General features: G+C 35.2%; 11 protein-coding genes. 9 read left to right on the top strand and 2 right to left on the bottom strand.

Translation table 11 applies throughout. The features are described 5' to 3' along the window. Nucleotides 1–181: 181 nt before the first annotated feature. From gyrB to OL225_RS11905, 7 genes are all read left to right on the top strand, one after another. Entirely contained in the window at nucleotides 182–2,116 is a 1,935-nt protein-coding gene (gyrB, locus tag OL225_RS11935) for a DNA topoisomerase (ATP-hydrolyzing) subunit B (protein ID WP_047376877.1), read from the top strand. A gap of 81 nt (nucleotides 2,117–2,197) precedes the next feature. After that, nucleotides 2,198–2,620, top strand: coding sequence for a DUF5684 domain-containing protein (locus OL225_RS11930; RefSeq protein WP_047376876.1), 423 nt, complete (start codon nucleotides 2,198–2,200; stop codon nucleotides 2,618–2,620). Between the two features lie 497 nt (nucleotides 2,621–3,117). Further along, nucleotides 3,118–5,040 (top strand): DUF3857 domain-containing protein, encoded by a 1,923-nt coding sequence (locus OL225_RS11925; RefSeq protein WP_264518393.1) that lies wholly within the window; start codon nucleotides 3,118–3,120, stop codon nucleotides 5,038–5,040. A gap of 37 nt (nucleotides 5,041–5,077) precedes the next feature. Then, nucleotides 5,078–6,970 (top strand): DUF3857 domain-containing protein, encoded by a 1,893-nt coding sequence (locus OL225_RS11920; RefSeq protein WP_264518392.1) that lies wholly within the window; start codon nucleotides 5,078–5,080, stop codon nucleotides 6,968–6,970. A 2-nt stretch (nucleotides 6,971–6,972) separates the two neighbouring features. Beyond that, nucleotides 6,973–8,907 (top strand): DUF3857 domain-containing protein, encoded by a 1,935-nt coding sequence (locus tag OL225_RS11915; protein ID WP_047376873.1) that lies wholly within the window; start codon nucleotides 6,973–6,975, stop codon nucleotides 8,905–8,907. Nucleotides 8,908–9,009: 102 nt separating this feature from the next. Beyond that, on the top strand, nucleotides 9,010–9,834 hold the full coding sequence (locus tag OL225_RS11910) for an RsiV family protein (RefSeq protein ID WP_264518391.1): 825 nt from the start codon (nucleotides 9,010–9,012) through the stop codon (nucleotides 9,832–9,834). Between the two features lie 4 nt (nucleotides 9,835–9,838). Continuing rightward, nucleotides 9,839–10,729, top strand: a complete 891-nt coding sequence (locus OL225_RS11905) for a diacylglycerol/lipid kinase family protein (protein ID WP_413541848.1) — start codon at nucleotides 9,839–9,841, stop codon at nucleotides 10,727–10,729. Nucleotides 10,730–10,934: 205 nt separating this feature from the next. Here OL225_RS11905 and OL225_RS11900 read toward each other — a convergent pair whose 3' ends face one another. Together OL225_RS11900 and ggt are read right to left on the bottom strand one after the other, a co-directional pair. Further along, the gene (locus OL225_RS11900; protein ID WP_264518390.1) at nucleotides 10,935–12,215 is read right to left on the bottom strand and encodes a dicarboxylate/amino acid:cation symporter; all 1,281 of its coding nucleotides are present in this window, start codon (nucleotides 12,213–12,215) and stop codon (nucleotides 10,935–10,937) included. 182 nt (nucleotides 12,216–12,397) lie between these two features. Continuing rightward, nucleotides 12,398–14,086 carry a gamma-glutamyltransferase gene (gene ggt, locus OL225_RS11895; protein ID WP_264518389.1) on the bottom strand — a complete coding sequence of 563 codons (1,689 nt, stop codon included), beginning with the start codon at nucleotides 14,084–14,086 and terminating at the stop codon, nucleotides 12,398–12,400. 216 nt (nucleotides 14,087–14,302) lie between these two features. Here ggt and OL225_RS11890 point away from each other — a divergent pair, with 216 nt between their 5' ends. Both OL225_RS11890 and OL225_RS11885 read left to right on the top strand, forming a co-directional pair. Continuing rightward, on the top strand, nucleotides 14,303–15,268 hold the full coding sequence (locus OL225_RS11890) for an NAD-dependent epimerase/dehydratase family protein (protein WP_047376869.1): 966 nt from the start codon (nucleotides 14,303–14,305) through the stop codon (nucleotides 15,266–15,268). 84 nt (nucleotides 15,269–15,352) lie between these two features. Continuing rightward, on the top strand, nucleotides 15,353–16,105 hold the full coding sequence (locus OL225_RS11885; RefSeq protein ID WP_264518388.1) for a polysaccharide deacetylase: 753 nt from the start codon (nucleotides 15,353–15,355) through the stop codon (nucleotides 16,103–16,105). Nucleotides 16,106–16,147: the final 42 nt, after the last annotated feature.

Genomic DNA, 16,147 nt, shown 5'->3' with positions numbered 1-16,147 from the left:
ATTTACGACAGTTGGTATTTCACCAATAGATTTTAATTTTGATTCTTTGACCTGGTATCCTATTCCTTATGTTTTCAATAAGAAAACTCTACATTTTTTTGACACTTTTTAACTTTCATACCTCGAAAAAAATCACGATATTTGTAAGTCTTTGCATATAGCAAGATTTTTAATATTTAATATGAGTCAAAAACAATATACAGCTAGTAGTATTCAGGCATTGGAAGGAATGGAGCACGTTCGTATGCGTCCTTCAATGTACATTGGTGACGTAGGAACAAGAGGTCTTCACCATTTGGTTTATGAAGTAGTAGATAACTCTATTGACGAGGCATTGGCAGGATACTGCGACACGATCTTCGTTAGCATCAAGGAAGGAAACGGAATTGAAGTAAGTGATAATGGTAGAGGTATCCCGGTTGATTTCCACGAAAAAGAGCAGAAATCAGCCCTTGAAGTTGTAATGACAAAAATTGGAGCCGGTGGTAAGTTTGATAAAGACTCTTACAAAGTTTCAGGAGGTCTTCACGGAGTTGGGGTATCATGTGTGAATGCACTTTCCAACGAAATGGTAACTACTGTTTACAGAGACGGAAATGTTTATCAACAGATTTATTCTAAAGGAAAAGCACAGACTCAGGTTGAAGAGATCGGACATAGTGAGAAAAGAGGGACAAAGCAGTTTTTCCAGCCGGATGATACCATTTTTACGGAACTGATTTACAACTATGATACATTAGCAAGCCGTTTAAGAGAACTTTCTTACCTTAATAAAGGAATTACGATTACGCTTACTGATGAAAGAGAACAATTGGAAGATGGTTCTTTCCGCTCAGAAATTTTTCATTCTGAAGGAGGATTGAAAGAATTTGTTGCTTATATCGATGGTAGCCGTGAATCTATCATGGAGCACGTGATTTTCATGGAAGGTGAAAGAGACGATATTCCTGTTGAAGTGGCGATGCGTTATAATACGTCATTCAACGAAAATCTTCACTCTTATGTTAACAATATTAATACCCACGAAGGAGGTACTCACCTTGCAGGTTTCAGAAGAGCTTTAACAAGAACTTTAAAGAAATATGCAGATGAATTGGGGCTTCCGGCAAAAGAAAAAGTAGAAATTACGGGTGATGACTTCCGTGAAGGATTAACAGCAGTAATTTCTGTAAAAGTAATGGAACCTCAGTTTGAAGGGCAGACCAAAACAAAATTAGGAAACTCTGAAGTTTCTGGTGCTGTTGATAAGATTGTAGGGGAAATGCTTACGAACTTCCTGGAAGAGAACCCTAATGAAGCGAAGATAATCGTTCAAAAAGTTGTTTTAGCTGCCAAGGCAAGACAAGCTGCGAAAAAAGCCCGTGAAATGGTTCAGAGAAAATCTCCAATGGGAGGTTCTGGTCTTCCCGGGAAACTTTCTGACTGTTCATCCAAAGACCCGGCTGAATCCGAACTTTTCCTTGTAGAGGGAGATTCCGCAGGTGGAACGGCTAAACAGGGAAGAGACAGACACTTTCAGGCTATTCTTCCTCTGAGAGGTAAGATTTTGAACGTAGAGAAATCTATGCTTCATAAAGTATATGACAACGAGGAAATCAGAAACATCTATACCGCTCTTGGAGTTTCTGTAGGTACGGAAGAAGATAGCAAAGCATTGAACATGGCTAAGCTAAGATATCATAAGATCGTGATTATGACCGATGCTGATATTGATGGATCTCACATTTCTACACTTATTCTTACCTTCTTCTTCAGATATATGAAGGAACTTATTGAGAACGGGTATATCTATATTGCTCAGCCGCCTTTATACCTTTTAAAGAGAGGTAATAAAAAAGTGTATGCGTACAATGAAAAAGAACGTGAAGAGTTTACATTAGAGATGTCTCCGGATGGGAAAGGAGTAGAAGTGCAACGTTACAAAGGTCTTGGGGAAATGAACCCTGAACAGCTTTGGGAAACAACCCTGAATCCTGAACACAGAATTCTGAAGCAGGTAACCATTGATAATGCAGTGGAAGCAGACAGTGTTTTCTCAATGTTAATGGGAGATGAAGTTCCACCGAGAAGAGAGTTTATCGAGAAAAATGCGAAATATGCAAAAATTGATGCATAACGTTTTTTAAAATATAATAAAAAAAGCTTCTAATTATTTAGAAGCTTTTTTTATATTTGGATAAACCAAAAAAACAATAATATGCTAACTCTTTTACAAACAGACCCTTATAATGGGACAGATGCAGTATCTGGTGCAGCCGCTGCAGGATTAGGGATCGGAACAATGTTCATCAGCTTACTATGTTATATTTTCTATGGATATTGCATGTACAAAATCTTTCAGAAAGCAGGAAGACAAGATGCCTGGGCTGCTTTTATCCCAATTTATAATTTAATAGTGTTGCTGGAAATCGTGAAGAAACCCATATGGTGGATCATTCTTTTCTGTATTCCATTGGTAAATATCTATGCGTGCTGGGTTGTATATGACAGACTAGCCAAAGGTTTCTCCAAAGAGACTCCTCTGTATACCATTCTGATTCTCTTTTTGGGATTTATCTTTATTCCTGTATTGGCACTTGGAAGTGATCAGTACGATAGTAAGTTGATCCCAAATGATTAAAAACAAAATTAAAAAAAATAAAAGACTTCAGAGATGAGGTCTTTTTTTATGAATAGTTCTTTATATTGTAGAATTAATTGTACTACTGTTTGTTATTAATTCTACAGCTTTTGAATTATATAAATCATAATTTATTTTAAATTTGAAACGCAGACAATATGAAGTTTACCACTTCATGCACAGAATAAATATCTAGAATAAGTATAAATATTCTGTTTTAACTTTTCAGAATTTAAAAATGAAAAGTTGATAATGTGTTCATATCCTTATAAGTACATCTAAAAAAGTACTTTTAAAGTATTAGGTTTAAGGCTTCACAATGTTGGAGCCTTTTATATTTTTTTTAACAGTTATTAAGATTTTCTTATTTTTGCTTAATTTTAATAACTATGATGAAAATATTAGTTCTTGGGGCCTTCTCTACAGCCTCATTATATTTTGCACAAAGCTATCCTGCTTCTGCAATTCCTGAGAATTCCAAAAAATAATAACATTCCATGAAAATTAATACTAAAATTGCTGTAGCAGTGAGTTGTCTTGTGTTTAATGTATTTTTTACACAACATAAATTCCTCTCTCCACCTGTCTTTGATGAAGCTGATCTTAAGAAAACTAACTCACTGATAGAAAAAGATGCTCCTGCTGAGATTCTCTACAATAGTGTTCGATATAATATCATGAATGATAATTCTTTGGAGAAAGAATGGTATTCAAAAATTAAAATCTATGATAAAAAGCGTTCCGAAGATTGGCTTAATATAAGCATCCCTCTTCTTACCGATGAATCTCTGAGTAAGTTTGAAGTCAGAATATATAATTTATCCGATAATAAAGTCGAAAAAATCTTAATTGATAAAAAAGAGCAATTAAAAGAGAATTTTACAAAAGGAATAAATATTTATAAGCTTGCCTTACCTAATATTTCAGACGGATCTGTGATAGAATACAGCTATAAAGTGACAAGTAAGAATATATCCAATCCTGTATATTTTCTGGAGTACAATATTCCCGTTGTTTATCAGGAATATAATTTGGAATACCCAGACGAGCCTATTACTTATTCTTTCAACAGTACAGGAAACGTTATCAAACCAAAATATCATGTCTCCACTACTGAGGATCGTTTAGGAGCTTTGTATAATGTTTTCAGATTCGGATATTCGGATATGAAATCTATGCAGAAGGAAAAATATGTAAAAGATTTGGATAGATTCAGGGGGAAAATTAAACCTGAACTTAAAAGATTTTCAACCAAATATTTTACTTATAGTGAGTTTAAAGATTGGAACAGTCTTGCAGACAAGCTTTATAACTTTGATGATTTTGGAAGTTTTTTAAAAGGGAATGTGAAAGATGTTCTTCCTGAGAATATTAAGACATATTATGATCCTTTAGGAAGAGCAGATAGAATTTTCAATTTTGTCAAAGAAAATTATAAGTGGAACGAGAAGACGGGAATAATGGCTTCCCAAAACTTAAGACAACTTATAAAAACAAAATCTGGAAATAGTGCAGATATTAATCTTCTTTTGATTATGCTTTTAAGAGATGCCGGAATTGAAGCTAATCCTCTTTTGATTTCTACAGTTGATAATGGTATTTTAAATATTATTTCGCCTAATATTAATAATTTGAATTTTGTATTAACATCAGTTAAAATTAATAATCAGATTTATTTTTATGATGCGACTTCCTTTAATTCTAAGGTGAATATGTTACCGGAGAGGGATTGGAATGATTTCGGAATTTTGCTGGAAGGAAAAAAAGGAACCTCTCTTTCATTCTCCAATACTAATATAAGTAAAAAAGAGATGTCTATTAAAGCCGGCATAGACCTGCAAAACTCTTTAGTGAAAGGAATATTCACACAAAAGGATAGCGGGATGTATGCAATAAACTCTTATGATGAATTTGATATAAGTAAGGATAAATATAAACAAACGTTTCCTTTGCAATATAATATAGATGGGAAAAATGTGGAACCAAAGCTCTTGGCCAATGGTGATTTTGAGACTCAGATGACATTTTCCGATACGAATTTGATGGATGTAATTGGAGACAAAATAGTGATCAACCCAATCATGTTTTTAAATGCTGAAAAAGAATTGTTTGATCAGTCCCACGAAAGAAAACATCAAATTGATTTTATTTCAGCTTTTAATAAAGAAAAAAGAATAGAATTGGAAATTCCTGAAAATTATAAAGTTTTGAGCCTTCCAAAAGATAAAAAGATGGCTACAGATGACCAGGAAATATCTTTTTTATACAAGGTTGAAACGCAAGGTAACAAAATAATAATAACTTCAAAAATGGGGGTTGCCAGCCAAAATTATCCTAAAGAATACTACCCGTTTTTTAAACAAATCTGGAAAACAATCTCTGAAACGGAAAATCAGGTGATTAGTTTAGTAAAAAAATAAGATAAAAATTTTAATAATTTATTTAAAATTAACAGTAATGATGAAATTTTTAATTTTAGGGGCTTTGTCTACAGCCTCATTATATTTTGCACAAAGCTATCCTGCTTCTGCAATTCCTGAGAATTTAAAGAAAAATGCAAATGTTGTTATACGAAAAGATTTTACAACGGCTCAGATAAATAAAATTGATCAGATAAAATACCAGTATAATACGGTTACTACAGTTTTAAACAAAGACGGAAATGATCAGGCTGCAGCCTATATTCCTTATGATAAGTCAAGACGTATTTCAAATGTAAAAGTGATTATTTACGATGAAGCCGGAAAAAAGATTAAAAGTGTTTCAAAGTCTGATTTTCAGGATATAGCAAATAACCCTCAAGGAATTTTTTATTCAGATAACAGAGTTTTAGTATATTCTTATACACCGGCTCAATATCCTTATACGGTTGACTTTTCTTATGAGACTGACGATGAAAATACAGTTTTCATTCCTGATTTTGTACCCTTTACTTCTATCAAAACATCCCTGGAAGAAGCACAGTTTAAAATCATTAATACTTCAGGGATTGAACTGCGTACCAAGATCTATCCGTCAAAATACAACTATGCTTCCGTTGTAGAAAGTGGCAGCGCAAATGATAAAACGTATTCATACAAAAACGTACCTGCTATAGATGATGCTTTTATGATTCCGCAGCCCATTAAAATATTACCTGCAGTAAACTTTGCCCTGGCAAAATTCAGTTTGGCAGGAAAGCAGGGAACTTTGAATAACTGGACAGATTTCGGAACCTGGATTTATAATGATCTTCTGGTACCTGTTTCAGCTTCTACCTCTGCTATCAAGGCTGAAGTGGCCTCTTTACAACTGCAGGGATCTGTAGAAGATAAGGTGAAGAAAATTTATCAGTACATGCAGAACAAAAGCCGTTATATTGCTGTGGCATTAGGAATAGGTGGCTGGCAGCCTATGATGCCGGATGAGGTTCAGAAAAAAGGTTATGGAGACTGTAAGGGACTTACAAATTATATGAAAGTCCTTCTGAATGAGGCAGGGATTCCTTCCAATTATTGTATCATTACCTCGGGCCGTTCACAGGTTTCCTTTGATCCTGAATTTCCTTCTATGGGTGGAAACCATGTTATTCTGATGGTTCCGACTGAAAAAGGAAATATCTGGCTTGAAAATACTTCTCAGCAGATCGCTTTTAACCATTTAAGCTACAGTACAACTGATAGAAATGCGCTGGCCGTGACCCCAAAAGGAATCGAACTTATCAATACGCCGGTGTATAAAGCCGAGCAGAACAAAGAGAAGCAGGTATTGAGAGTTAATCTTAACGAGGATAACAGTATTACCGGAACAGGGAACTTTTACTATACAGGAAATCAGTATGATTATAATTTAAGGTTCGCAAATCTAAATCCAAAAGAGAAAAATGATGCGGTAAAAGCCAACTTTGACATTTTGAACTTTGAAAAAGTGGAAATGAAAAACTTCAACAACGACAGAGATAATGCTGTTATTACCTATGATCTTGATTTTAAAACGAATAATTTCTCTAAAAAAGCAGGAAACAGCCTTTTATTCAGATCTGTACCCATTTTTTCTGATGTTATTTATAAAACAGACGAGAACCGTGAACTTCCTTTTGAAGTCAATATGTCCTTTGAAGATGAATATGAAATTGCTTTTATTCTTCCTATGGGCTATAAAGTTGATGAAACTCCGGATAATTCAAACATCACTTCTGAATTCGGGTCCTACAAGCTAAGCTTTGTTAAAAGTGATAATCAGATAAAAGTGACAAGAAAAATGCAGATCAATAAAGGTCTGTACCCAAAAGAAAAATACAATGATTACATCAGTTTCAGAAAGAAAATTCTGAACATGGATAATTCAAAAATTTTAATAACAAAAATATAACCATGAAAAAACTAATAGTATTGGTCCTTTGCTCTGCCAATACCATAATGATTAATGCTCAGAAAAAATACGAATTTCTGAATCCTCCGAAATTTAATGATGCAGATTTGTCTAAGCCAAAATCGTTACTGGATGAAAATGCTCCTGCAGAAATTCTGTATAAATCCGCTTACTTTATGGTGGATGCAAATACAGGGAATCTGCACAAAAGATATTATTACAGAGTTAAGATTTATGATAAAGATAAGGCTGAAGACTGGCTGAATCTTGAAATCCCTATTTATAATGTTGGAACGAACAGAGAATCACTGGGTAAATTCAAGGCTTTTACATACAATCTTGAAAACGGAAACACAGTTCCGGTGAAAGTGGAAAAAAGTTCACAATATAGAAGTAAGGAGAATAAATATGTTACTCTGACAAAATTTGCTTTTCCAAGTGTGAAAAATGGATCAGTTTTAGAATATCAGTATGAAATTATATCTCCGTTCCGGTTTATGATTCCAGAGGTATTGATAGAATCTGACACTCCTTCACTGAACACAGAATATGTTTTTGATACACCTATTAATATGTCATATAATGTAAACTATACCGGAGGGATTTCACCTAAATACAGGGAAATGGAGGAAAGGAACCTGTATGGTGCCCAGTATAAAACCTTCAGATTTGCTTATGAAAACCTAAAAGGCTTTAAAACTGAAAAGTTTGTAAGAAATGACAGAAACTTCAGGACGAAAATCAGTGCAGAGTTGAACTCTACTAATTTTGGTGAGCTTAAACTCTATTCATCATCATGGGATCAGATTGGGAAAAGACTTTATGAAAGCGATGATTTTGGAGGAGAGCTGAAGCGAACAAAACTGGCAAAAGAAAACATGCCGGCAGGAGTTTCAGAAATGAAAACCGATCTCGAAAAGGCAAATGCTATTTTTTCTTACGTCCAGAAGACTTTTACCTGGAATAAAGATAAAGGGATTTATACAGAAGATGGTATCAAAAAATTGTTGGAAACCAAAGTAGGGAATGCAGCAGAAATCAACCTTTTTCTGGTAATGATGCTTCGCGAGGCGGGCCTTAAAGCTGATCCGTTGGTAATTTCTACCGTGGAAAATGGATTGATTAATTTGGTGTCGCCCAATATTTCCAACATGAATTTTGTATTGGCTTCAATTAATATTGATAACCAGCTGCATATTTATGATGCTACCTCAAAACAATCTTCTCTGGATGAAATACCTCTTAAAAACTGGAATCAATATGGAATTTTGGTCACTAAGGAAAAGACTCTGCAGATTCAAATGGCGAATATAAAATCCAGCAATACTTTCCTTACCGTGAATGGTAAGATCAATGATGACGGGAGTATTTCCGGAACTTATTCAGACAGAGATACGGGTGCCTATGCGATGTATGTGAAAGACAGCTATGATGACAACGCAGAAAAATATAAAAAGCAATATAAAGAAAACTTTTCTATGGACTTTACGGATATTGATTCAAAAGTTTTGGAAAATGGAGATTTTGAAAGCAGTATGAAATTCTCTTCAATGAACCTTATTGATAGAGTAGGAAAGAAAATGATCATCAATCCAATGTTGTTTTTAAATAAAAATTCCAATGAATTTGATCAGACGGAAGTAAGACAATATCCCATTGATTTTGGATCGCCTATCACCAAAGTGAAAAAAGTTATTCTCGAAATTCCTGAAGGATATGTAATTGAGGAAATGCCTAAAGAAAAAAGAATCGTTACAGAAGATAAAGAAATAGCATATACCTATTCTGTAGAACAAAAAGGAAATAAACTGGAAGTAACTACCACAACAAAAGTCAGCAGTTCAGATTATCCGAAAGAATATTACCCTGCATTTAAACAAATCTGGGGAGTAGCTTCTAAGTTTGAAAATCAGGTAATAAGCCTTGTTAAGAAGTAATATTTAAGAGTTTTTAAGCAAAACTTACAAAAAAAATAAAGTTTTTTCAAAAACCATTCATCTTTTGAATGGTTTTTGTATTTGATATCAAAAATCAGAATTATGAAAAATACGATTGCTGTTATAGCATTATCTTCTTTCCTTGCAGTGACGGCCTGTAAAAAAAATGAAAAGACAGGGCCGGCAGAAAAAACAGAAAATAAAACCGCTGAAGGATTTGTGGTAGACTCTGTGAAAGTGAATGATTCTACAAAGATTACAGATTCTTTAAAAGTGAGTTATACTTCAAAACTGTTGGTTTTTCCTTCATTAAAAGATAAAAAGCTATTAGACAGCATCTATTTCCAGAATGAAAAAATCAAAGACTTTTCCAAAGCAGGGCTTCAGGCTTATCTTGATAAAGAAAAGAATGATTATTTCAATTCTATAAAAAATGATAATAAAGATTGGGTTTCAGATGTTACTTATGCCCAGAATTGGTATTCAAGCTCACATATGAATTTGATTTCCAATACCAACAATTATATGCATATTCAGTATGTAAGAAGCGGATACGAAGGCGGAGCCCATGACAACTATGGTTTTTCAGAAAGAGTTTTTGATCTTAAAAACAGTAAAAAATTAGAACTGAAAGATATTACTTCAATGCCTAAAAATAAAATTGAAGCTATTCTGATGAAAAATATCGATAAAATCAACAGTGGAACAATGGATGGTGATGGAGAAGTAAAAAACTCAGAAATGCTGCTGGTTGAGAAAATTCCGGCATCCGATAACTTCTATTTTGATGATAAAAACCTGTATTTCCATTACAGTCCCTATGAAATTGCCGCTTTTGCAGCCGGAGATATTACAATTCCTGTTTCATGGGAAGACCTGAAAGGAACTTTAAATGCTGAATTTAAAGAAAGAATGAAAATTAAGTAAATTAATGCTTCCAGATCAGGAAGCATTTTTTAATTTTGCGGTAATGGAAAAAGTAGCTTTTATTATCAACCCTTTTTCGGCCAAAAAAAACTATCAGCCGTTTTTGAACGAACTTAAAACAAAGGTAAACAACCCGTTGTATTATGTATCAGAATCTATTCCCGGAACAGATGAGTTTATCCAGGCCCATTTTGAAGAAGTGGATATTTTTGTGGCCATTGGAGGGGATGGAACCATTTCTACAGTAGCCAAAAATCTGATTAATACAGAAAAAATTCTGGCTATTTTTCCGGCGGGTTCAGGAAACGGATTTTCTAATGAAACCCAGTTCAGCAAAAATCTGGATGAACTTTTAGAAAAAATAAAAATCAAAAATTCCCGAAAGATTGATACTTTTACGGTGAACGACAGGTTGTCTATCAATGTTTCAGGAACAGGATTTGACGGTAAAGTTGTTAAGGAATTTGAAAAAACAAGCCGTGGATTCAAAAACTATATCAAAGTTTCCCTGAAAACCTTCTTCAACTACAAACCCATCAAAGTAAAGTTTTTTGATGAAGAATACCAACAGTACAATGGGCGTTATCTGATGATGAATATTGCCAATACCCGTCAGTTTGGCAACAACGCTTACATTGCTCCGAAAGCAAGCAAAAGTGATGGCCTGGTAGATATGGTTTTGGTGAAAAAATTTCCTCTGACCTATTCTGCGCTGTTTGCTTTCAGAATGTTCACCAAAAGACTGAAAGATGATGAATATGTCACTTATCTTCCGGTTTCCGAAATATCATTTAAAGTCAATACCAAAAACTGGCACCTGGACGGTGAATTCAATAAGATCAAATCACCGGTTCATGTGAAAGTACAGCCAGCGAGTTTGAGTATTTTGGTTTAAGGGTACGGGTTTCGAGCATACGAGTTGCTGGTTGTTTGGCTACGAGTTAATTTTGTTTTGAGGGTTCGGGTTGCGAGTTGCTGGTTTCTTTTGTTTCGAGTTTACTAGTTGCTGGTTACACACAACCTTAAACTTTGAACTTTAAACTTTGAACCTTGAACCTTGAATTCTCCCTAATCCCTGCAACCTACAATCTGCCACCTGTTTACACTTCCAGCTTTTTCTCAACTTCGGCCGGGTGATCCAGACAATATTGAAGCTGTTTTTTATCAAGCTGTTTTTCCCAGTTGGCAACCACTACAGTCGCTACAGAATTCCCAATTACATTCGTCAGCGCTCTGCATTCACTCATAAATTTATCTATTCCGAGGATTAATGTCATTCCGGCAATTGGAATTTCCGGAACTACTGCCAGGGTTGCTGCCAGTGTTACAAATCCTGCACCTGTAACTCCTGCTGCACCTTTTGAACTCAACATTGCTACAAGAAGAAGCATCAGCTGTTTTTCAATGGGAAGATGAATGTTTAATGCCTGTGCTATAAACAGAGAGGCAAGGGTCATATAAATATTGGTTCCATCAAGATTGAAAGAATATCCTGTGGGAACTACAAGGCCTACAATGGCGCGTGAACAACCCGCTTTTTCAAGCTTTTCCATAATTCCTGGAAGAGCAGATTCTGATGAGCTGGTTCCCAAAACAAGAAGAAGTTCTTCTTTAAGATAAAAAAGAAGTTTAAAAATATTAAATCCGTTATACCATGCCACAGCTCCTAATACCAAAACAACAAATAGTATAGAGGTAATATAGAAGGTACCTACCAGAAATATAAGATTCAGTACAGAATGAAGCCCATACTTTCCAATAGTAAATGCCATTGCTCCAAAAGCTCCTATCGGGGCCAGTTTCATAAGCATATGAACGATTTTAAATACCGGAGTTGACAGATCCTGTAAAAAATCAGTTACTTTCTGACTTTTTTCTTTTGTTAAAACCAAAGCTACTCCCATTAAAATAGCAACCAGCAGAACCTGAAGAATATTATCACCCACCAAAGGACTGAATAAAGTCTCAGGAATAATATTCATAATGAAACCCGTAAGTGTTGATTCATGAGCTTTTGCCTGGTATTGTGAAACATCACCCGAAAGAGTAGAAGGATCTATATTTAAACCATGACCCGGCTGTAAAATATTTCCTATCAGTAATCCAATGATAAGTGCAAGAGTTGAAAATGTGAAAAAATAGATCATTGCTTTAATAGCAATTCTGCCTACCTTTTTCAAATCGGTCATATGGGCGATTCCTAAAGTAAGGGTAATAAAAATTACCGGAGCAATAATCATTTTGACTAATTTGATGAACCCATCTCCAAGAGGTTTCATTTTCTCTCCTAATTCAGGATAAAATTTTCCAAGAAGAATACCGGCAACAATGGCTATAATCACTTGGAAATAAAGCTGATTGTGTATTTTTTTTGCTTTCAAAGAACAGTCGTTTTGTTTTTTTAAGGGCGAAAATTAAGAAAATTTATCTGAAAACATGACAAAAGTCATTGGAAAGATCTGGGGCAGTGGGTTGATGAATAAAAAACTCCGGCTTCATTCGTAAAAAGGCAAAAGCCTTTTAGAATGAAGCCGGAGCTGTATTATAATATAGGTATAGGATATTATTCCACTGCAACAGAGTCATCTCCGCGGCCGTCTGCTACTGCATGGATGCTTCCGTTTTCATCAAGAACAATCATTTCTGTTTTTCCGATATATTTCGTCTTTTCAATGATGTAATTCTTGCTTTTCAGTTCAGAAATTGTGCTTTCAGGAAAGTTGTTTTCTACTGTAATGGTTTCCGGAAGCCACTGGTGATGAAATTTTGGTGTATTCACAGACATATTGGCATTCAGTTTAAAATCCACAACATTCACAATAGACTGATATACTGAAGTAGGGATTGTAGTTCCTCCAGGAGTTCCTACCACCATATAAGGTTTCCCATTTTTAAGGAGAATAGTTGGAGTCATGGAAGAAAGCATTCTCTTGTTAGGCTGGATAGAATTGGCTTCTCCGCCCACTGCCCCGAACATGTTTGGTACACCTGGTTTGATAGAAAAATCGTCCATTTCGTTATTTAAAAAGAATCCGGCTCCCGAAACTAAAACTTTGCTTCCATAGTAACCATTAAGGGTTGTTGTTACAGAAGCAGCATTTCCATCCTTATCCAATACGGAAATATGAGTAGTCTGCATAGATTCCTGAGGCTGTGCTATGATTTTGCCAACTTCTGCACTTGGTGTAGCTTTATCAAAACTAAAACTCTTCCATCTTCCTTTCAGATAGTCGTCAGAGATAAGGTAAGAAGTTTTATCCTGAATAAAATCCGGGTCACCCATATATTCTGCTCTGTCTGCAAAGGCTCTTCTTTCCGCTTCAGTCATGATCTGGACAGCTTTTGTAGAGTTTTGCTGATATTTTTCGAGGTTTTCAAAACTTGCCATTCTTAGCATCTGAGCCAGAAGAACTCCACCGCTTGATGGCAGGGGCATGGTTACCACATTGTTTCCTTTGTATTCAAATTCAAGGGCTTTTCTTTCCGCAACCTTATAGTTCTTAAGATCTTCCAGCGTGATGATTCCGTTACCTCTTTTCATTTCAGCCACCAAAAGATCAGCGGTTTTTCCTTCATAAAAGCCTTTTGCTCCCAATTTCTGAATCAATTTCAAGGTTTCGGCCAGGTCTTTTTGAATCAGCAGATCTCCGGCTTTCCAAGGAGCATCTTTTACAAAAATGATTGAAGATTTATTATGTTTCTGGAATTTTTCCCTTTGGTTATTCAGCATTTCTGCTTCCTTATCTGTAATGGCAAATCCTTTTTCGGCAAGATCAATGGCGGGCTGAATAATCTTTTCCATAGGTAGTTTGCAGTATTTCAGGGTAGCAAAAAAACCTGCCACACTTCCAGGAATACCTACTGCCAGCCTTCCGTTTTGGGAAAGATCTGTATCTGCTTTTCCTTTTTTATCAATGTACATGTCTCTGGAGGCTTTTTTCGGTGCAGTTTCCCTGTAGTCTAATGTAAATTTTTCCCCGTTATTTTTTACACCTACTAAAAATCCACCACCACCAATGTTTCCTGCCTGAGGATACACCACAGCAAGGGCATATTGTGTGGCTGTAACAGCGTCATAGGCATTTCCACCCATCTTTAAGATTTTGGCTCCAGCTTCACTGGCTAATGGATGTGCAGATACTACAACACCTTTATTTTTTACCTGTGCTTCCTTGATGATATTGAAATTGGTAAACTGAGCCCAGCTAAGCGGACTGGCCAGCAAAATCGAAGCAATTAAAATCTTCTTCATATGATTGTTTTTTCTTTGAAACAAAATTATTGAATTTTAAGTTAATCATGAGGTATGATCAATGCATTTGATATTTTCTATTGTTTAAGGAGAATTTTACCTGTTTGAATTGAATATATCCGTATTCATTATTAGAGGAGTGTTTTTAAATACACCTTTTTTATTATGGTTGGCATGTTTTTTTTACTTTTGTACAATTCTAAAAAAATCTGAAAAATGGAATCCTATACGGAAAGAATACTGATTACAGGTGCCTTGGGACAAATTGGTACCGAACTTACGAACAGACTTGTTGAAATCCACGGAGCGGAGAACGTTGTTGCTTCAGGATTGGACAGATGGCAGGAAGGAATTACTTCTGCCGGACACTATGAAAGAATGGATGTTACCAATACACAATTGGTAAGACAGGTGATTCATGATTACGAGATTACTACAGTGTATCACTTGGCATCGCTTTTATCCGGGACTTCGGAAAAGCAGCCTATTTTTGCATGGAAACTGAATCTTGAGCCACTGCTTCATTTTTGTGAAATGGCGAAAGAAGGGCTTCTTAAAAAGATCTTCTGGCCAAGTTCTATTGCTGTATTTGGAAAAGGAATTCCAAAACATGATGTAGGACAGGATGTAGTGTTGAACCCAACAACTGTTTACGGGATCTCAAAAATGGCAGGGGAGAAGTGGTGTGAATACTATTTCGATAAATATGGTGTAGATGTAAGAAGTATCAGATATCCCGGATTGATCTCATGGAAAACTCCGGCAGGTGGTGGAACTACTGACTATGCTGTTGAGATTTTCTATAAGGCAATTGAAGATGGAAAATATACAAGCTTCATTTCCGAAGATACAGGAATGCCGATGTTGTATATGGATGATGCCATCAATGCAACCTTGAAATTAATGGACGCTCCTAAAGAAAGTTTATCTGTTCGTTCTTCCTATAATTTGGGTGGAATGTCATTTACTCCGAAAGAACTGGCGGCAGAAATCAAGAAAGAAATTCCGGATTTTGCTATCGACTATAACCCGGATTTCAGACAGGCAATTGCTGATTCATGGCCGGCTTCTATTGATGATTCTGTAGCTAAAAAAGACTGGGGTCTGACTTATGATTTCGGAATTTCTGAAATGACAAAGGACATGATCAAGAATCTGAAAGTAAAATTAAGCAAGGATTAATAATATAAAGTAATGCTTTAATTAATAATTGTTTTAACGTCTGATTTTTAATATTTTATAGAATTTATATAAATTTTAATTTAAATGGTATTGTTAACTTTTAACATCACTTGTATTGAAGCTGAAGTAAAAAATGGCTCTCAAATTACTGATGATGAACGATTGAAAATTATAGAAAATAATACCAGAGCAATTCTTAGGATTTTAGATATTCATGATATCAAATCAAGTTTTTTCGTAGAGGTTTCTCTTGTCGGAAGACTTCAAAATTTAATAAAAGCAATTTCATCCAAAGGGCATGAAATTGCTTTTTATAATAAAGACTCCAATCCTGAAGAAATTGAAAATGCCAAAAAGGATATTCAGGATCTGCTGGAAAAACAGATCAGGGGAATCCGTCAGAAAGATGTGAAAGTTTCACAGGAAGTTTTGAAACTGATGGAATTTAATTATGTCTCGAACATTGATAATGCTAATATTCTTTTTCCTTTCAAAAGGCTTAAAAGAGATACAGAAATTACAGAAGAGGACGGGCTGAGTATTGTTCCTGAAAGCATCTCTCCTTACAGCCAATTGCCCTATAATGATTTTGTGTTTCAGATCCTGCCGATGAAGTATTATCAGAATATGGTTCTGGAAACATTGCAGAATGAGGAATTTGTTCTGATTTATCTGAACACATGGCAGTTTACAGACTTTAAGAAATACCGTTTTGATATTCCTTTTTACCGAAGCTTATTTTCGGGCAAAAAAATGGAGGACAAATTAGATGCCCTCCTTACTTTTCTTAATGACCGGGAAATGGCTACTTCCCGTATGAAAGATTATATTTTTTAGGTTGCAGGTTGCAGGGATTAGGGAGAATTCAAGGTTCAAAGT

Source organism: Chryseobacterium viscerum (genome assembly GCF_025949665.1).
GTDB lineage: Bacteria > Bacteroidota > Bacteroidia > Flavobacteriales > Weeksellaceae > Chryseobacterium > Chryseobacterium viscerum_A.
Note: the sequence above shows the minus strand (reverse complement) of the source record. Positions and strands in the feature narration are given on the sequence as shown.